The sequence below is a fragment of the Ferrimonas kyonanensis DSM 18153 genome, from assembly GCF_000425405.1.
Taxonomy (GTDB): Bacteria; Pseudomonadota; Gammaproteobacteria; order Enterobacterales; family Shewanellaceae; genus Ferrimonas; species Ferrimonas kyonanensis.
Window position 1 is genome coordinate 199,821 of record NZ_KE384365.1, and the last position, 19,314, is coordinate 219,134.

Consider the following 19,314-nt stretch of genomic DNA (forward strand, 5'->3'; position numbering starts at 1 on the left):
AGGGAGTAGGAACACTGCCATGGATAAGGCGAGTGGAGTTTCCCGGGTACGAACCTGGGTGTGGCTGGGACTGGCATTGATCCTGGTATTGGTGATCTGGCGGCTGTCGATCTCATCACAGCAGTTGCAACACCAGCAACAGCAATTGCATCAGCGACTGCTGATCAACCGTCTGATTGAGCATCGGCTCGAGCAGTGGCGCGATCAGCCTCAATTGCCCTGGGCCGAGCTGGAGCGGCTCAGCCGTTACGGCTACCGTACCGAAGAGGTGGACCTCGATGAGTTTCTGGTGCTGTATCTGGTCACCCTAGCGCCGCTGCTACAGCCGCTGAGTGTCGACACCCCGGCACCACCGCCACCTCCATCGCTGACTGCGGATCCGGCACTGCAGCAGGCATTGACTCAAGTCAGTCAACAACAGCGTCAATTGCAACAGCAACAGCGTCAACTGCAACAGCAGCAGCACCGACAGCAACGACAACTGAGCAGTCTGAGCGAACGTCAGCAGCAGTTCGATGCCCGCTGGCAGCAGCAACAGGAGCAGCAGCACAGTGACGAAATCAGCGTCGTGCCGCTGTACATCAAGACCGAGCCCGCCCACGCCCGCATCGAGATTCTGAATATCAGCCCCCGTTTCGTTCAGGGACTGGCCCTGCCCAGTGGCCGCTACCTGGTGCAAGTCTCCGCCACCGGCTTCAACACCAGCAATCGCTGGCTGGACCTCAAGCCGCTGTCCAATCGCTACTGCATCAGCCTCAGTCCCGTCGATGCCCTACAGGGCCCAACTCCAGGCCAGCATCAAAGCGCCATCTTTGAGTCGACCTGTGTCATCGACTGACGGGTTCCAGGGGTAACGGTTACCTGAGTAGTTGTTGTACTGCAAAGAGAAGGTAAACGGTCGCCAGTCGAAATAGCCAAAGCCATAGGTGAAATCCGGACTCCAGGGCTGCTTCTGGGCACTGTCCGGGTAGTAGAACAACGAGAAATTCAAATACCAGTTGCCGGTGATGGTGTACTTGCATCCCAGGCTCAGGCTGCGGCCGTGCTCAAGATAAGCGTCCCCTTCGAGATCAAAATACTCCGGGGTATAGTGAAAGTCGGTCTGACAGCCCATGGCGGCATCGTCAAATATCGAAAACGGCCGCAACCAGGGCGTCGGCACCGGAAATTTCCACCCCAATGACCAGGTGCCACGACGGAAATAGGTGCTGCTTTCCCCGGGCTCCGGGCTAAATCGGTTGCCGCCGTAGTTGGAGTAGATCAAGCTCAAGGTATAGGGGCGCCAGTCGCTGTAGCCAAACACATAGGTGTAGTCCGGCTCCCAGGGCTGTTGCAGATCCCCATCAAAGTAGTGATACAGGCTGACGGTGGCAAACCAGTTGCCGATGGGGCTGTACTTGAAAGTCGCGGTCAGCGACGGGTTGGTACCTTCGATGCCGCCGACATTGTTGTCAGGGTCGGCCGCCATCACGCTGTCTTTCAGTGGGTAATAGGCCGCCAGACCACCAGACCAGCCGCTGTACCAGGGGCGTTGCTCATCCAGCCACTCGCCAAAGGGCAGAGCAAAAGAGCTGGACACCCCGGTCCAGACGCCATTCCAGCTCTCCGACGCGGGCGCAGCCTGAGTCTCAGCCTCCGACGCCATCGCCGGCGTCAGTGGCGACGACGACGATGGCGGTGCCGCCTTGGCGGCCTGCTGGTAAAACTCGCCTTCGCCCGCCACCACGCAAGCTGAACTCAGGGCCAACCACAGCCCTAACGCCAATCCCTGGCATATCGGCACTTTCACACTGAATGCTCCCCCTAATCCCTAGGGCCTAAATATTCCGGCTAATTTTTTGGTACAAATCAGAATCCTGTCCTAGCGTTAAAGTAACAACCTAGCCACAACCCAGGGAGGGGTTATGAGGGAGACTTTGACGGCGCTCATGGTCGAGCAGGGCGAACTGACCCACCAACTCAATCTCACCAATGGTCAGCACCTGGCCAAGCTGACCGCCATGGCAGAACTGTTACTCGACTCCGGCATGGATCTGTTTCAGCTTAAAGCCATGGAGCAGGAACTTATCCTGCATCAGGCCCTGGCCGCCAAGATGGCCGTCAAGCTAGCCATATCCAAACTCTGCTTACAGAAGTGTAGACCTAACACGCTGATAAGTGTGGTTTTTGCCATGTATAAAGAACATCAACGAATGCTCAGCCCCATGGAGCACCCCCATGGTGAAGACTTTATTCGCCGCAAGAGCGAGCAACTGCAGTGGCTATGCAAGGATCTGCCTAACGTCGACTGGCGCATGATTCTGGTGGACGACGGCTGCCCGGAGCGCAGTGGCCAGTGCGCCCAGGAGCAGGTCGAGGAGTTGGAGCAGGGACACAAGATTGAGGTTCGCTTCCTCAGTCGAGCCATCGCTGCCAAAGAGGGGCCGGCGGCCTCTCTGACCTCCACCGCCGACAGCCAGAAAGGCGGTTCCATCGCCTATGGTATGTGGCACGCCGCCCGCACCGGGCCAACCAAGAACCACTTCATCGCCTACACCGACGCCGATCTGTCGACCCACCTGGGACAACTGGGACTGCTGGTGGACAACCTGAGCCACCACGACAACATCATCGCCTGCGGCTCACGTCGCGAACCCACCTCGGTGGTGGTCAAACAGGGGATGCGCAACCACAGGGGCAAGCTGTTTATCTACTTGTGGAAACGCCTGCTGCCGCAACTGCACAACATCATCGACACCCAGTGTGGCTTCAAGATGTTCCGCAGCGAGTTCGTCACCCCGCTGACCCGGGAGATGATGGAAACCAAATTTGCCTTTGACATGGAACTGCTGCTGAAGTCACAGTTACTCAGCCCGCACCGCATCGGCAAGGTGGCGGTTGGCTGGATCGACAGCGATGCCCTCTCCACCACCTCCGAGCTGTCCCCTTATCTGCCGATGCTGAAATCCATCGTCAAGATGTACCGTTTCTACGTGCCAGCGCAGCCGATATCCGATGAGTTTGCCAGCCTGATCGAGACCATGAATGAATCCCAGTGGAACACCCTGGTTGAGGCCATGGCAGAGGTCGTCGATGACGCCGACATCGAGGCCATCTGCCGCCAGGAACTGTTCAGTCCGCTCAAACTGGCTCGGGAAGCCGGGGTACCGGCGTAAAACAGCGGCATAAAAAAACGCGCCACGGTAAACCGTGGCGCGTTCTCAGCCATAGTGCCAATTAACGCATCGCCGGCTGCGGGCTGGCTTTGGCAAACAGGGCCACGAAGGTTGCCAGCAGAGTGGGCAGCAACCAGGCCATGCCCACATCATAGAACGGCAGGAAGTTCAGGGCGTCGGTGTTGACACCGGCCGCCTTGACCCCATCAATGACACCAAACAGGGTCGATACCGCCACCATCATGATCAGGCCGGCACGCTCATTCTGCAGGTACGGACGCACGAAGCAGAAGGCAATCAGCGCCATGGCAATGGGGTAGACCGCCATCAATACCGGAATGCTGATGGTGATCAGCTGGCTCAGGCCCACGTTGGCCACCACCGCGCAAAACAGCGCATTGATGACCACAAAGCCCCGGTAGCCAATCTTCGGCAGCAACTCACCGAAGTAATCGGAGCAGGCCGACAACAGGCCGATCACCGTGGTCAAGCAAGCCAGGGTCACAACCGCACCCAACATCACCACGCCATAGGCGCCGAACACCTGATTGACAAAGGTGGTCAGAATGGCACCGCCGGTATCGGCGCCCGCCCCCAGCACCGAGCTGGTGGCGCCCAGATAGAACAGCGGCACGTACACAAAGCTGAGGCCGACGGCGGCGATGATGGCGGCAATACCCAGGTACTTGGCCTGCTGACCGCTTTCAGTGATGCCCTTCTTGCGCAGCAGGTCCACGATCAGCATGCCGAACACCAGCGATGCCAGCGCGTCCATGGTGCCGTAGCCCTCGAGGAAGCCCTTGGTAAAGGCGCCGCTTTCATAGCCGCCCTGGGCCGCCACGATGGGATCCTGAGGGAAAACAAATGCCGCCAGCGCCAGAATGGCAAACAGCACGATCAGCGCCGGAGTCAGCACCTTGCCCACACTGTCCACCAGCTTGCCCGGGAACAACGCCAGCAGCATGGCGATGCCAAAGAAAATCACCGAGTACAGCGCCTGAGTGGTGGCGTTGTCGCCGTTGAGAAAGGGCACCGCCCCCATTTCATAAGCCACCAACCCGGCACGGGGAGCAGCAAACGCCGGACCAATAATAATGAAGATGGCACAGGCGATGGTGGCACCAATCCAGGCGGGCAGTTTGGCGGTGATCACCGGAATGCTGCCGCCGGCCTTGGCGACCGCGATCAGGCCCAGCAGTGGCAGTCCCACTGCGGTGCACAGAAAGCCAATCATGGCTGGGAAATAGTTGTCCCCGGCCAGGAACCCGGCCATGGGAGGGAAAATCATGTTACCTGCGCCCAAAAAGAACGCGAAGGTCATAAAGCCGACACTCAGGGTGTCCATTACTGTCAATCGCTTTTCCAAACTTGCCTCTTCTTCTCTCTTTAAACTTTCTGCTCGAAAGCCTTCACGTGTAAACTTTCGATTACAGCCAATTTTCTCTTATTGCCTCAGTCATTGAGGCTTTTCTAACCAATCGTTTGGTAAAAGCGAGTATCCCTGGTTGTTTTCTCGTTCTTTTTTCGAAATCGCGATTCAAGTCACCATCAAATCACAGCGCAACTAATACCATGCGCCATCGGTGAGCGCAATAGCCCCACCATGAAATGAAACCAAGTAACACCAAGCTGTTAACATTCATTGTGCGCACAAGCGCAGGGTTTTTACCCACAAATCTGGTAGAATTCGCCCCCTGTTCTGCGGCGGGCATAGAGATGGGCTTTACCTTTAAACAGTTTCATGTTGATGACGACCGCTGCGGCATGAAGGTCAGTACCGACTCCGTCCTGCTGGGCTGCTGGGCCAGGCTGCCCCAACAAGGGCGAATATTGGATGCGGGAAGCGGCAGCGGACTGCTGGCGCTGATGTGCGCTCAGCGCAGTGAGGCCCACATCGATGCGGTAGAGCTGGACCCGGCCGCCTGCGATCAGGCCACCAGCAACGTCAGACGCAGCCCCTGGTCAGACCAGATCGAGGTAATTCGGCAGGAACTCGGTGCATTTGCCCGCACCCAGACACATGGCTATCACCATGTGATCAGCAACCCTCCCTACTTTGAAGCCGGAGTGGTTGCCCCCTGTCCCCAGCGGGCCAGGGCCAGGCACGGATTGCCCTTTAACCAGTTGCTCGACGCTCTGGTAACGCGCTTGCACCCGCAGGGACGAATCAGCCTGGTGATTCCGGCGACGGCCCTCGCCTCACTGCAACAGGCCCGGGCTGAACACGCGCTGCACCTGAGTCGGCTGACGGCGGTCAAAACCGTCGCCCGTAAGCCTGATAAACTGTATCTACTTGAACTTGCTCGCCAGGCCGTCACCTGTGAGCAGACACAGCTGGTCATCCACCACCATCAGGGGGTGTACAGCGATGAGTTCAAACACCTGACGGCCAACTTCTATCTGAATGGATAAATAACATGAGTTTCGACACCCTAGAGCTCGACAATCGCCTGATTCGGGCGCTGACCAAATCCGGTTATACCGAGCCGACCGCCGTTCAGGCAGAGGTGATTCCGGCGGCGATGGAACAGAAAGACATTCTTGCCAATGCCCCCACCGGCACCGGTAAAACCGCCGCCTTCCTGCTGCCGGCACTGCAGCACATGCTGGACTTTCCCCGCCGGGAGCCCGGCCACCCTCGGGTGCTGATCCTGACCCCGACCCGGGAGCTGGCCACCCAGGTCAAAGAGTACGCCGACAAGCTGATCGGCGATCTGGGCATTACTACCGGCACCCTGACCGGCGGTGTCGACTTCGATCAAGACAACCAGATGCTGGCCAAGAACCTGGATCTGCTGGTGGCCACCCCGGGGCGGTTGCTGGACTACATCGAGAAAGAGAAGGTGGCCTGCCGCGACATCGAGATTCTGATCATCGATGAAGCCGACCGCATGCTGGACATGGGCTTTGGCCCCAATGTGGACCGCATCGCCGCCGAAGCCCGCTGGCGGAAGCAATCGATGCTGTTCTCCGCCACCCTGGAAGGCAAAGGGATCGAGGGCTTTGCCCGCGAACTGCTGGACGAACCGATGCGAGTCGACGCCGAACCGTCGCGCCGAGAACGCAAGAAGATCATCCAGTACTACTACCGCGCCGACGATGCCCAGCACAAGCTGGCGCTGCTAAAGCGGCTGCTGGCGGATGAAGAGTGCACCAAGGCAGTGGTGTTTGTTCGCACTCGGGAACGGGTCGAAAAGCTGGTGGCACAGATGGATCGGGCCAAAATCCGCACCAACTGCCTCAAGGGTGAAATGCCCCAGGCCAAACGCGACGCCGCCGTGGCTCGCTTCAAAGACGGCGGCATTCGCGTGCTGATCGCCACCGACGTCGCCGCCCGGGGGCTGGACATCAATGGCATCACCCATGTGTTCAACTACGATCTGCCCCGCCACGCCGACACCTACGTGCACCGCATCGGCCGCACCGCCCGCGCCGGCGCCAAAGGCTGTGCCATTTCGTTGGTGGAGGCCCACGATCACCCTTACCTGGGTAAGATCGAGCGCTACGTTGGCGAGCCCATTCGCCGCCGGGTGATTCAGGATCTGAAGCCTCAGACCAAAGAGCCCAGCGCACCGAAGAAGAAAAAGCCGGCCACCAAGGCGAAGAAAGCCAAAAAAGCCAAGAAAAAATAATGTCCCATCGTTGTCGCCCACCCCGGTGGGCGACTGAGGTCCTGCCATGAGCCAATTGGTCTACGACATTCGCAACAGCCGCTACATCAACCTGACCGGCCGCTGCACCCTGAGATGCCAGTTCTGCCCCAAGCACAACGGCAGCACCGAGGTGCATCAGTATCAGCTGAAGCTGGATAAACAGCCGACAGCGGAGGAGATCATCCCCCTGCTCGGCACAGTGACCGACTTCGACGAGATTGTGTTCTGCGGCTACGGTGAGCCCACCCTCAACCTGGCACCGCTGCTGGCCATCGCCCGCCACGTCAAGGCCCAGGGCGGCAACACCCGCATCAACACCGATGGCCTGGGCAACCTGTTCCACCGGCGCAACATCCTGCCGGAACTGGGAGAGTGCATCGACAGCCTGTCGATCTCCCTCAACGCCCAGGATCAGGCCACCTATGAACGTCATTGCCAGCCCAAACTCAAAGGCAGCTACGACGCCGTCCGTGAGTTTATTCGCCTGGCGCCGAGCTACATCGATTCGGTTTCGGTGTCCGCCATTGACGGCCTCGAAGGCGTGGATATCGCCGCCTGCCAGCGCATCTGTGACGACGCCGGTGTGGAATTCAAACACCGCCACCTGGACGTGGTCGGTTAGCGCCCCAGGCTCCATAGCCGACGGCACCTTCTGGTGATACAGTGAGCTACCTTCAGTGAATAACACGCAACGATGAACCATAAGCTGACCACCTTTCTGGACTCGATGCCGGAACTGCGCGGCTCCAACCGCAAGTTCGACATGCTCTGGCCACAGATTGCGATCATCATCTGTCTGACCGCAGTCGCCTTGGGCTGGGCCTTTGGCGTCAACCTCAAGCTTCAGAAAGAGCAGCTGGGTAACCACCGTTTTTCCGAGATTCAGTTGTACAGTGATCGCATCACCGATCGTTTGCTGTCACTGCAGAGCCGCGGCCAGGTCATCTCGCAGATCGGCGTGCTGCGGTTCCTGCTCAATGCGCCGGAACTGGACACCGAACAGCTACAGAGCTATCTGCAGGGGTTGACCGACAAACTGGAAGCGATAGAACGCATCGAGCTGTACGACAGCAACAACCAGGTGGTGGCCAGTACCCTCACGCCCTCGCCGCACTATGAAGGCCAGGCAGACAATCGGGAAACCCAGGGAGAGGGCCAGGCCCGCTACTCACCGCTGCTGATCGACACCGGCCAGCACCGGGTCTCTCACTGGCAGCGAGTGCCCGTACCCGCCAACCCCCATGGGGTCAAATACTCCGCCATTTATGCCGATCTGACTCCGGTGCTCAGCGCCTTCTATCGTGTCGACCAGATGGGAGAGATTCCGCTGATGCTGTTCGATATCGAGGGCAAAGCCTTTAAGCTCAGCCACACCGGTGGCAACGACCGCCTCAGCGAGCAAGATCAGCAGCGGATGGCCGCCCTGTGGCCGCAGATTCAGGGGCAGGAGTTCGGTCAGCTCAACATTGAAGACCGCAACTTTTTGTTCCTGCGGGTCAAGGCTGGCCATTTTGAACCCTTCTATCTGGTCAGCTACTTCGATGACCATGAACTGCTGTTGCTGGCCCGGGATCATCGCCGCATCGTCGGCTCCCTGGGACTGGTGCTGATTCTGTTCCTGTGCTGGCTCACCATTCAAAAGCACGGACTACAGAAACAGCAGGGCCACTTCCAACTGGCGATGGATGTGGCAGAGCAGCTGTATCAACACGCCGGCAGCACGCTGCTGTTCTCCCCCTCGGGCAAGCTGATTCTGGCCAACCCGTCGGCCCATCGCCTACTGGGCCTGAAAGCCAGCGGCAACCAGGGATTGTGGTTCCACCAGTTATTTGGCAGCGATCGTGCTCAGCGCGGCTGGGAGCACACCCTGGAGAAGGGCCAATGGCAGGGGCAGTTGTCGCCAGGCGGTCAGGACCGCTCTCTGGCGATAGAGCTGCGTCACAGCAGCAGCAACAACCTGTTCCCACTGGTGATCGCCAACCTGCAGCCGGTTACCGATGATGAGAATGCCTACCGCTCCCTGACCCAGTCCCAGGTCGGGCTGGCACTGATGGACAATGAACTGAATCTGCAACTGTGCAATGCCAGCCTGAGGGAGTGGCTGGGGCGGGATGCGGATGACAACCGGCCGCTGCCACTCGACCGGCTGATCAGCCTGCCGGAGGGAATGGAGTTCAGCGATCTGCAGCAAAGTGTCGCTCGCGACGGTCTGTGGCAACAGCCGGTATGGCTCAAGACTCATCACCACGGCATGCAGCCGCGCCTGGCCAGCGTCAACCAGGGGGACGATAAGAGTCAGTGGATACTCACCCTGCAAGATCGGCAGGGCAGCGATGACGCCAGCAATCCGCCACTGGCCGGGTTCCGGGAGATGCAGTTGATGCATCAGGACGCCAGCGGGCCGGAAGCGTTGTTGAACCTACGCCAGTTCCGCGCCCGCCATCAGCAGCCGCAAAGCTGGGCCATCAACCAACGCATCGTGGTGCAGCACCTCAAGGAGTTGGCCCCCCGTCATAGCTGCATTGCCCAGTTTGGCGAAGAGTTGGTGGTACTGCTGAGCCAGAGCAGCACCAGTCAGGCAGAAACCCTGGCGCAGGGGCTCAATGAGCGCTTCGAGGACACCCCGGTGGAGCTGCGCATCAGCGCCACCTGGCTGGCGACGGGCCGCTCCCTGCGGGAAGGGTTGGCCCAATTGGATGACGCCAACAAGCGACTGCCCAGCGGCCACCCCATCAGTTGGGTGGGGGACCGCCAGCCGCCCAATGACGCTAGAACTTATACAGCAGAGTCATAGAGGTTTCGGTATCCAGAGACTCTTTGTCGTCTACTGGCTTGGTGGTGTGTTTGATATTAAATGCAAACTTCATCGCCAGCGCCCCTACCAGGTTGGCGGTAATTGACGATTCCGCCTTGCTGATGGTGGCGTTGCCGGACAGGCTCACGTCCGACGACAGTTTCTGTCGAAACTCGGCATTGTCGGAAAACGCCCACCAGAAATCCAGGTTGGCACGGGCGATGACCGAGGACTCGTTGTCCGCATCCGGGGCCTGGGCCGTATCCACCCGCTTGTAGCTGTAACCCGGGCCAAGTTCACCATCCAGGTGCATCTTATCGCCCTGGTAGAGACGATGACCGTAACCGGCGGCGACGGTCGCCACGTAACGGTAGCCGGAGAACTTATCGATGTCGTTAGACAGGAAGCCAAACAGGTAAGAGGTTTCGCTGAAGCGGTTGTTGGTTTGCGCCTCACCGTAATAGCGCTCTTTGGAGACCTGGTCCTCATCTTCGGTGTACAGGGTTTCCAGAAGGTAGCGGTTTTCAAACTGCCCCAGCCAATGGGTGTACTCGGCTTTGCCTTTTACCGTGGTGACTTCACTGTTCCCGGTGGTGCTGGAAAAACCAAACTCGACGTTTCCTGACGGCGCAATGGCCTCATCGGCGGCGCAGACACCGCAAGACACGGCCGCCATTGCGGTGGCCAAAAATAGCTGTTTCATCACGCATTCCTTTTTTACTGCTTCCCTAAATACGAGGCCGAACGTGTCCACCGGCCTCAATGGCAACAAATTTATCACAACTTGGGGCAAACGCCTCGGCAAATGATGGCTTTGTCGGCGCCTTTTCTGATTGCGGCATAAAAAAAAGCGCCCTGCCAGGCAGGACGCTTCTTCAATCGAGTCGTTCAGAGACTTAGATGTGGACTTTAGGGTCCAGCTCACCGGTCTGGTAGCGCTTGTACATCGCCTGCAGCGACAGTGGCTTCATCTTGGAACCCTGGCCGGCACAGCCAAAGGCTTCGAAGCGATCGGTACAAATCTGCGCCATCGCCTCCATGGACGCCTTCAGGAATTTGCGCGGGTCAAACTCAGACGGGTTTTCCGCCAGGAACTTACGCACCGCACCGGTAGAGGCCAGGCGCAGGTCGGTATCGATGTTGACCTTGCGTACGCCGTGCTTAATGCCTTCAACAATCTCTTCCACCGGTACCCCGTAGGTTTCCGGAATGGCACCGCCGTACATGTTGATCACTTCCAGCCACTCCTGAGGAACCGAGGAGGAGCCGTGCATCACCAGGTGAGTGTCAGGAATGCGGGCGTGAATCTCCTTGATGCGGTCGATGCGCAGCACGTCACCGGTCGGCTTCTTGGAGAACTTGTAGGCACCGTGGCTGGTGCCGATGGCGATGGCCAGGGCGTCCACCTTGGTGGCAGCCACAAAGCGCGCCGCTTCTTCCGGATCGGTCAGCAGTTGGTCGTGGCTCAGAATGCCCTCGGCACCGACACCGTCCTCTTCACCGGCCATGCCGGTTTCCAGGCTGCCCAGGCAACCGATTTCCCCTTCGACAGACACACCACAGGCGTGTGCGAAGGCGACGGTACGCTGAGTCACCTGAACGTTGTAACCGTAGTCCGCCGGAGTTTTACCGTCTTCCCGCAGGGAGCCGTCCATCATTACCGAGCTGAAGCCCATCTGAATGGAGCGCTGACACACGTCCGGAGAGGTACCGTGATCCTGGTGAATGCACACAGGCACGTCCGGGTACTGCTCCAGTGCTGCGTTCATCAGGTAACGCAGGAACTGAGGACGGGCGTACTTACGGGCACCGGCAGACGCCTGCACAATCACCGGGCTGTCGGTGGCTTCAGCGGCCTGCATGATGGCACGCATCTGCTCCAGGTTGTTAACGTTAAAGGCAGGCACACCGTAGTTGTGTTCGGCGGCGTGATCCAGCATTTGGCGCAAAGAGATTAGTGCCATGGAAGGGCTCCTGTTATAGATGTAAGGTTTTTAAAGGCGCGCGTTCCTGCGCGCCTGATTATATTTATTGTATGGCAGCGGCGAGATTACGCTTTCGCCCGCTGCTCCAGCATGGCAACCGCCGGCAGGGTCTTGCCTTCCAGGAACTCCAGGAAAGCACCGCCACCGGTAGAGATGTAGGACACCTGATCGGCAATGCCGTACTTGTCGACCGCCGCCAGGGTGTCGCCACCGCCGGCAATGGAGAATGCCTTGGACTCGGCGATGGCACGAGCAATGGCTTCGGTGCCCTTACCGAACTGATCGAACTCGAATACCCCTACCGGGCCGTTCCAGACGATGGTACCGGCAGACTTCAGAATCTCCGCCAGGGCCGCGGCACTGTCGGGGCCGATATCGAAAATCATGTCTTCGTCGGAGACCTCGGCCACCGGCTTCAGGGTCGCGGTGGCGTCTTCGGCAAACTTGTCGGCACACACCACGTCGGTCGGTACCGGAATGTCACCGCCACGGCTCTGGGCTTCGCTGGTCAGCTTCTTGGCTTCCTCGACCAGATCCGCCTCAAACAGCGATTTGCCTACCGGGTGACCGGCGGCAGCGATGAAGGTATTGGCGATGCCGCCCCCCACCACCAGCTGGTCAACGATGCCGGCCAGGGATTCCAGAACCGTCAGCTTGGTAGACACCTTGGAGCCACCAACAATGGCCACCATCGGCCGGGCCGGGTTGTCCAGGGCCTTGCCCAGGGCTTCCAGTTCACCGGCCAGCAGTGGGCCGGCGCAGGCAACCGGGGCGTACTTAGCCACACCATGGGTAGACGCCTGGGCGCGGTGGGCGGTACCAAAGGCGTCCATCACGAACACGTCACACAAAGCCGCGTAGGCCTTGGACAGCGTCTCGTCGTCTTTCTTTTCGCCTGGGTTAAAACGAACGTTTTCCAGGATCACCAGCTCGCCTTCGGCAACCTCAACCCCATCCAGGTAGTCGACGGCCAGACGCACCGGACAATCCAGCTCGGCCTTGAGGTAATCCACCACAGGTTGCAGGGAGAATTCGGCGGCAAACTCGCCTTCGGTGGGACGACCCAGGTGAGACATCACCATCACCTTGGCACCCTGCTCCAGGGCCAGCTTGATGGTCGGCAGAGACGCGCGAATGCGGGCGTCCGAGGTCACTTTACCCTCTTTCACCGGCACATTCAGATCTTGGCGAATCAGAACTCGTTTGCCGGCCAGGGCCAGCTCTTTCATCTTGATAACGCTCATTTTATTTCCTCGTAAAGTTCATAATCAAAATCTACTTCTGTGCCGACATTGCCAGGCAGGTGTCCAGCATTCGATTGGCAAACCCCCACTCGTTGTCGCACCAGAGCAACAACTTCACCAGATGGCCATCGGCCACCCGGGTCTGGGTGCCATCGACGATGCTGGAGTGCGCATCGTGATTAAAATCACTGGAGACCAATGGCGATTCAGTATAGTCCAGAATCCCCCGTAATCTGCCGCTGGCGGCTTCGGCCAGGGTACGGTTAATGGTCGCTATGTCGACTCGCTGCTTTAAGGTCAGCGACAGGTCCATCGCCGTTACGTTGATGGTGGGAACGCGAACGGCAATGGCCTCAAATTTGTCTGCCAGATGCGGCAGGATGCGCTCAATGCCCCGGGCCAGTTTGGTGTCCACCGGAATGATGGATTGACTGGCGGCACGGGTGCGGCGCAAATCACTGTGGTAGGCGTCGATCACCTGTTGATCGTGCATCGCCGAATGGATGGTGGTCAGTGCGCCACGTTCTATGCCAAAGGCTTCATCCAACAGGGTAATCACCGGCACCGAACAGTTGGTGGTGCAGGAGGCGTTCGACACAATCCGGTGTTCAGGCCGAAGGCTGGATTCGTTGATGCCAAACACCACGGTGGCGTCCACATCCGGTGCCGCCGGATGGGAAAACAGCACCTTGCCGGCGCCGGCATTCAGATGCAATCCGGCGTCGTCGCGGCTGCTGAGCTTGCCGGTACATTCCAGCACAATGTCTACCGCCAGTTGCCGCCAGGGCAAGGCGGCCGGGTCGTCGCAGTGATACAGCGCGATGCAATCGGCCCCCACATGGAGGCAGTCCTGCCCCAGACTGACGCGCTGGCCGAAACGGCCGTGGGTCGTATCAAACTGAGTCAAGTGGGCGATGGCTTCCGGCGAGGCCAACTCATTGATGGCCACAACCTCGATCTGTTCACGTAAACCGCTCTCGTAGAGCGCTCGCAAGGTGGAACGGCCGATGCGGCCAAACCCGTTAATGGCGACCCGTATTGTCATTATTCACTTAATGTTGATGCTGAGCGGACGCCATTTTAGCTCAGAACCGCCCCGCACCCAAAGGCTTAAGCGGCTCCCGGCACTCAGACCGCCGCCATCCGACCCAAAATCAAGAAACCCGGCACCAGTTTACCCCAGCAAAACGAAAGGCAATAACACCAAATCGCCATAACGGGTCGACAGTCTCAACATCAGCCATCAAATTCGTAATAAAAAAACAAAATAGTAGTACAGCGAAAATAAAAAAAGAGGGCCCTCGGGGCCCTCTCTGTGCATCAAACCGGGATTAGCGAGACCAAACCCAATCGGTGATTTCCTTAGGATCCACACCGAACTCTTTGATGTAGTTGCGATGGTCAACCAGGCGCTGCAGCATGTCGGTAGTGATCTCGACGTGTTGAGCATCGGTGATCACGCCCTGCTGGAAGGCCTTGTACGCCATGTCGATCACCAGGTGGTAACGGGAAGTACCGTTACGAACACCCATATCGAATGGAGTGGTGGTGGAACCCTCTTCCACGTAGCCCTTAACGCGGCAACGCTGAATGCCTGGGTAGTTGAACAGCAACTTGTGGATGGTGTTCGGGTAGCCGTGGTAGTTGATGACCACACCCTTATCGGCGGTGAAGTACTCATCCAGCAGAGTCGGGTTCTGACCGTACTTCAGGCTACCGATGCCGTCCGAAGTCAGCTCGGAGATGTTCACGAAACGAATCTTCAGGGTAGGCAGCAGCTCACGAGTAATAACCAGAGCAGCCATACACTCCTGGGTCACGTAGTCACCGCAAGACGCCAGAACCACATCCGGGTTTTCGTCAGAGGCGAAGTCCCAGGTCATGATGCCTTCGTCACACTGCTTCTTGGCTTCATCCAGAGTCAGCCACTGAGGCAGATCTTTCTTACCGGCCACAATCACGTTCAGCTTGTCGCGATCGTCAAACGCCTTCTCGGTGTAGCACAGGGTGCTGTTGCCGTCGGCAGGCAGGTATGCCGAGATGATGGTCGGGTGCTTCTCCAGCATCGCGCCCAGCAGGGACGGGTTCTGGTGAGAGTAACCGTTGTGATCCTGACGCTCCAACAGCGAAGACAGTACCACGTTGCACGCCGGTACCGGCTTGCGGAACGGTACACCCTGAGAGGCGTACACGTACTTACAGTACTGGTCACACATAGAGGACACGACTTGCGCGAACGCTTCGTAGGTCGGGAACATGCCGTGACGGCCGGTCACGGTGTAGCCGTGCAGCATACCGAACAGCAGGTTCTCGGACAGCAGTTCCATGACGCGGCCATCGCGGCTCATGTCCTGGTCCCACTCTTTGATAGGCCACTGCCAGGCACGGCTGGTTTCTTCGAATACCGCCTGCAGCTGGTTGGAGTAGGTCTCATCCGGGGAGAAGATACGCAGGTTCTTCTGCTCGGCGTTGAGGCGGAAGGCATCACGCATCCACTGACCCATCTTCTGCATGGACACACCACGCTGACCACGAGGGGTCTCGGAGCCGTAGCTCAGGGCTTTCAGGTCAGGTTTGTTCAGCGGACGAACCACCTCACCACCGTAAGACAGAATCTGACGACCGATGCGCAGATCTTCACGTGGGATCAGGCCTTCGATTTCCGCGTCAAACTTGAGGGCGCCATCTTCGCCGATGCTGTACAGCTCGTCGAATTCGTAGCTGGCCAGCCACTCGTTCAGCATGCTCAGATGCTTAGGATCTTTGGCGCAGTTGTTGATGATTACCTGGTGCGAGTCGCAGTTGCCTTCCAGCTTCTTGCCATCGGCTTCTTTGGTACCGGTCCAGCCTTTGGCAGTGCGCATGGCGATAACAGGCCAACGCGGCTTGCACACGTCTTCGCCGTTGCGAGCGCGGGTCTGAATGTCGGTGATGATCTCGTAGGCACGATCCATGGCATCGGCCATCTGCTCGTACACGTCCTGCTCTTTCTCGTCATCGACAAACAGCACTTCGTAGCCCAGGCCGGTGAACTCCATGCGAATCTCTTCGTCGTCCATACGACCCAGACGGGTAGGACCGGAGATCTTGTAGCCGTTGATGTGCAGAATCGGCAGTACCGCACCGGAGCTCTTAGGATCGATCAGGCGGTTGGCGTACCAGGAAGCCGCCAGAGGGCCGGTTTCGGACTCACCGTCACCCACCAGAACCACGTTGATCAGGTCTGGGTTATCCAGGGCGGCACCGTAGCCGACAGCCAGGGAGTAACCCAGCTCACCACCTTCCAGAATCTGGCCAGGGGCTTCAGGGTTAGCGTGGGATGGGTAGCCGTAAGCGGCAGAGAACTTCTCACAAATCTGCTTCATGCCCGCTTCTTTGTACGGGATGGTGTCAGGGTAGAAGTGAGACAGGGAACCTTCGATAAACAGGTTGGCTTGTACGGCAGGGAAGCCGTGGCCAGGGCCGACCAGGTACAGGAATGGGCGGTTGTGTTTACAGATAAGACGGTTGATGTGGGCGTAAACAAACGCGATGCCCGGGCAGGTACCCCAGTGACCCAGCAGACGAGGCTTAATGTCGTCGTGTTGCAGGTCACGTTGAAGCAGAACGTTCTGCTTCAGGTAAATTTGTGCTACAGACAGAAAGTTGCTTGCGCGCACCAGTTTTTTTAGTGCACCAATTTCTTTCTTAGTTGCCATGTTTCGTTGCTCCCTTACAAGTGATGCTTAAAGTTACACCGACAAGCGGACGAATTTTGTGACACAGAGCATGCTTTTGTGAAATTAAATTACAAAACAAGCCAAAAATGTAGAGGACTTTGAATTTCAAGTTTGCTGAATAAGAGTAGCCCATCTGGTAAAGTTAGCGGGATTAGATTTGCGGACCTCAAAGATGAAATACAGCGACTTCAGCCTCTACCCCTACCTATGGGTTTTCAAACGCGACGACATGGGCGTGGACCCCGTGGATATGGACCAGATCAAGCCGCTCACCCCCAGGGCGGCGGACGAGCTCTGGCAAGCGCAAATCAGTAAAAATGGCAACCACTGCACCGACCTGAGAAAAGGCGACTGGGCCAAAAACCAGAACACCTGGACCACCGAGACCCGGTGGGACAGTGCCTTTGAGGCCGACGACCACGCCCTGCCCGAGGCGGTCGACGAGCAGCTGGAGTGGGATCCCAATACCGTGGTGTGGATCTGTTACGGCAGCGACCACGTGCTGGAAACCAACTGGCGGGTGTTCCGCCGCAACTGGAAGTGCTTCCTGTTTGCCGACGAAGCGGCGCTGGTGATCGGCAAGCGCCGCCAGCAGGCGCTGTTCTTTGTCGACGACACCCTGCTGCGCATCGGCAACCGCCCCAGCTAGGACGCTGCCGACAGTCAGACACAAAAAAACCGGCCGAGGCCGGTTTTTTCTTAGCTGACGCTCACCGTTACAGTGAGTTGGCCACCTCAACCACATTGGCGACGGTAAAGCCAAACATCTCAAACAGCTGATCCGCAGGCGCCGACTCACCAAAGGTGGTCATGCCCACAACCTTGCCGTTCAGGCCCACGTACTTGTACCAGTAGTCGGCGATGCCGGCTTCGATGGCCACTCGCTTGGTCACTGCCGCAGGCAGTACCGACTCTTTGTATTCGGCGCTCTGGGCTTCGAACACGTCGGTGGCCGGCAGCGACACCACCCGTACCGCTTTGCCCTGGGCTTCCAGTTCGGCGGCGGCGTTCATGGCCAGCTCCACTTCGGAGCCAGTGGCAATCAGGATCAGCTCTGGCGCACCGGCGCTGTCCTTCAGCACGTAACCGCCCTTGGCGACATTGGCCAACTGCTCGGCATCGCGAGCCATCGGCGCCAGTCCCTGACGGGAGAACACCAACGCGGTCGGGCCATCTTTACGCTCGGCGGCGTGCTTCCAGGCGTAGGCGGACTCCACCGAGTCACAAGGGCGCCAGGTGCTCAGGTTCGGGGTCAGACGCATGGAGGCAATCTGCTCAACCGGCTGGTGAGTCGGGCCATCTTCACCCAGACCGATGGAGTCGTGGGTGTAGACAAAGATGGAAGGCTGCTTCATCAGCGCCGCCATACGCACCGCGTTACGAGCGTACTCCATGAACATCAGGAAGGTGGCACCGTAAGGCTTGAAACCGCCGTGCAGGGTGACGCCGTTCATGATGGCACTCATGCCGAACTCGCGCACACCGTAGTGAACGTAGTTGCCGGAGGCGTCATCAGGGGTGATGGACTTGGAACCACTCCAGATGGTCAGGTTGGACGGTGCCAGGTCGGCAGAGCCACCCAGGAATTCCGGCAGCATCGGGCCGAAGGCATTCAGGCAGTTCTGAGACGCTTTACGGGTCGCCACCTTGGTGGAGTTGGCCTGCAGGTCGGCGATGTACTCGGCCACCTTGGCATCCCAGTCGGCGGGCATGTCGCCGGCCAGGCGGCGCTTGAGCTCGGCGGCCAGCTCAGGGTGAGCGGCGGCGTAAGCGTCGAAACGGCTGTTCCAGTCGGACTCACGGGCACTGCCCACTTCGTTGGCATCCCAGGCTTGCTTCACTTCGGCCGGAATCTCGAACGGCGCGTGTGGCCAGTTCAGGAACTCGCGGGCGGCGGCGATTTCGGCGTCGCCCAGAGGGGCACCGTGGCAGTCGTGAGAACCGGACTTGTTTGGCGAACCAAAGCCGATGATGGTGCGGGTGCAGATCAGGGTCGGCTTGTCGCTTTCCGCCTTGGCCGCTTCGATGGCGGTCTTGATCTGCTCCGGGTTGTGACCGTCGACGTCACGAATCACGTGCCAGCCGTAGGCTTCGAAACGGGCAGCGGTGTCGTCGGTGAACCAGCCTTCCACTTCGCCGTCGATGGAGATGCCGTTGTCATCCCAGAACGCCACCAGCTTACCCAGCTTCAGGGTGCCAGCCAGGGAGCAGGCTTCGTGGGAGATGCCTTCCATCAGGCAGCCGTCGCCCATGAACACGTAGGTGTGGTGATCGACGATGTCGTGACCGGTACGGTTAAACTGCGACGCCAGCACCTTTTCGGCCAGGGCCATGCCCACGCCGTTGGTGATGCCCTGACCCAGCGGGCCAGTGGTGGTCTCAACGCCAGGGGCATAACCGTACTCAGGGTGGCCCGGAGTCTTGGAGTGCAGCTGACGGAAGTTCTTCAGATCGTCGATGGACAGATCATAACCGCTGAGGTTCAGCAGAGAGTACAGCAGCATGGAGCCATGGCCATTGGACAGCACGAAGCGGTCACGATCGGCCCATTCAGGGTTGCCTGGATTGTGCTTCAGAAAATCACGCCACAGTACTTCGGCAATGTCTGCCATCCCCATAGGGGCACCGGGGTGGCCGGAATTGGCTTTCTGTACAGCATCCATGGAGAGGGCACGGATAGCATTAGCTAGCTCTTTACGAGATGACATCTTGGCTCCAACTTCTATCTAGGTGGTTATGCTCTGTAATTCTGGGGGCATATTTT

15 protein-coding genes are annotated in these 19,314 nt (G+C 58.7%); 7 read left to right on the forward strand and 8 right to left on the reverse strand.

Annotation, left to right across the window (positions count from 1 at the left end; translation table 11 throughout):
• The first annotated feature begins 19 nt into the window (after positions 1–19).
• A complete protein-coding gene (locus H598_RS0118300) occupies positions 20–838 on the forward strand; it encodes a hypothetical protein (RefSeq protein ID WP_028114295.1) in 819 nt (272 codons plus the stop codon).
• Here H598_RS0118300 and H598_RS24940 read toward each other — a convergent pair.
• Complete coding sequence (locus H598_RS24940; protein ID WP_035416217.1) at positions 773–1,789, reverse strand: hypothetical protein; 1,017 nt, start codon at positions 1,787–1,789, stop codon at positions 773–775. The two genes, H598_RS0118300 and H598_RS24940, sit on opposite strands and share 66 nt — an antisense overlap.
• A gap of 115 nt (positions 1,790–1,904) precedes the next feature.
• On the opposite strand from H598_RS24940, the gene H598_RS25765 reads away from it, so the two are divergent.
• Positions 1,905–3,155: a glycosyltransferase family protein gene (locus H598_RS25765; protein WP_156897103.1), complete on the forward strand. Its 1,251-nt coding sequence runs from the start codon at positions 1,905–1,907 to the stop codon at positions 3,153–3,155.
• A 61-nt stretch (positions 3,156–3,216) separates the two neighbouring features.
• Here H598_RS25765 and brnQ read toward each other — a convergent pair whose 3' ends face one another.
• Positions 3,217–4,521: a branched-chain amino acid transport system II carrier protein gene (brnQ, locus tag H598_RS0118315; RefSeq protein WP_028114296.1), complete on the reverse strand. Its 1,305-nt coding sequence runs from the start codon at positions 4,519–4,521 to the stop codon at positions 3,217–3,219.
• 350 nt (positions 4,522–4,871) lie between these two features.
• On the opposite strand from brnQ, the gene H598_RS0118320 reads away from it, so the two are divergent.
• From H598_RS0118320 to H598_RS0118335, 4 genes are all read left to right on the forward strand, one after another.
• Positions 4,872–5,567, forward strand: a complete 696-nt coding sequence (locus H598_RS0118320) for a tRNA1(Val) (adenine(37)-N6)-methyltransferase (RefSeq protein ID WP_028114297.1) — start codon at positions 4,872–4,874, stop codon at positions 5,565–5,567.
• Between the two features lie 5 nt (positions 5,568–5,572).
• The gene (gene srmB / locus H598_RS0118325) at positions 5,573–6,787 is read left to right on the forward strand and encodes an ATP-dependent RNA helicase SrmB (RefSeq protein ID WP_028114298.1); all 1,215 of its coding nucleotides are present in this window, start codon (positions 5,573–5,575) and stop codon (positions 6,785–6,787) included.
• Between the two features lie 46 nt (positions 6,788–6,833).
• Positions 6,834–7,430 carry a TatD family nuclease-associated radical SAM protein gene (locus H598_RS0118330; protein ID WP_028114299.1) on the forward strand — a complete coding sequence of 199 codons (597 nt, stop codon included), beginning with the start codon at positions 6,834–6,836 and terminating at the stop codon, positions 7,428–7,430.
• 72 nt (positions 7,431–7,502) lie between these two features.
• Entirely contained in the window at positions 7,503–9,602 is a 2,100-nt protein-coding gene (locus tag H598_RS0118335; RefSeq protein WP_028114300.1) for a nucleotidyl cyclase domain-containing protein, read from the forward strand.
• On the opposite strand, the gene H598_RS0118340 is transcribed toward H598_RS0118335, so the two are convergent.
• The 5 genes from H598_RS0118340 to H598_RS0118360 form a co-directional block, all read right to left on the reverse strand.
• Positions 9,577–10,305: a DUF481 domain-containing protein gene (locus H598_RS0118340; protein WP_028114301.1), complete on the reverse strand. Its 729-nt coding sequence runs from the start codon at positions 10,303–10,305 to the stop codon at positions 9,577–9,579. The two genes, H598_RS0118335 and H598_RS0118340, sit on opposite strands and share 26 nt — an antisense overlap.
• Before the next feature lie 193 nt (positions 10,306–10,498).
• Positions 10,499–11,566 (reverse strand): class II fructose-bisphosphate aldolase, encoded by a 1,068-nt coding sequence (fba, locus tag H598_RS0118345; protein WP_028114302.1) that lies wholly within the window; start codon positions 11,564–11,566, stop codon positions 10,499–10,501.
• Positions 11,567–11,652: 86 nt separating this feature from the next.
• The gene (locus tag H598_RS0118350) at positions 11,653–12,831 is read right to left on the reverse strand and encodes a phosphoglycerate kinase (RefSeq protein ID WP_028114303.1); all 1,179 of its coding nucleotides are present in this window, start codon (positions 12,829–12,831) and stop codon (positions 11,653–11,655) included.
• A gap of 31 nt (positions 12,832–12,862) precedes the next feature.
• Complete coding sequence (gene epd / locus H598_RS0118355) at positions 12,863–13,876, reverse strand: erythrose-4-phosphate dehydrogenase (protein ID WP_028114304.1); 1,014 nt, start codon at positions 13,874–13,876, stop codon at positions 12,863–12,865.
• 286 nt (positions 13,877–14,162) lie between these two features.
• A complete protein-coding gene (locus H598_RS0118360) occupies positions 14,163–16,529 on the reverse strand; it encodes a phosphoketolase family protein (protein WP_028114305.1) in 2,367 nt (788 codons plus the stop codon).
• A gap of 193 nt (positions 16,530–16,722) precedes the next feature.
• On the opposite strand from H598_RS0118360, the gene H598_RS0118365 reads away from it, so the two are divergent.
• On the forward strand, positions 16,723–17,199 hold the full coding sequence (locus H598_RS0118365; RefSeq protein WP_028114306.1) for a DUF2947 family protein: 477 nt from the start codon (positions 16,723–16,725) through the stop codon (positions 17,197–17,199).
• Between the two features lie 67 nt (positions 17,200–17,266).
• Here the strand turns inward: H598_RS0118365 and tkt are convergent, their stop codons facing one another.
• Positions 17,267–19,258, reverse strand: coding sequence for a transketolase (gene tkt, locus H598_RS0118370; protein WP_028114307.1), 1,992 nt, complete (start codon positions 19,256–19,258; stop codon positions 17,267–17,269).
• Between the last annotated feature and the right edge of the window lie 56 nt (positions 19,259–19,314).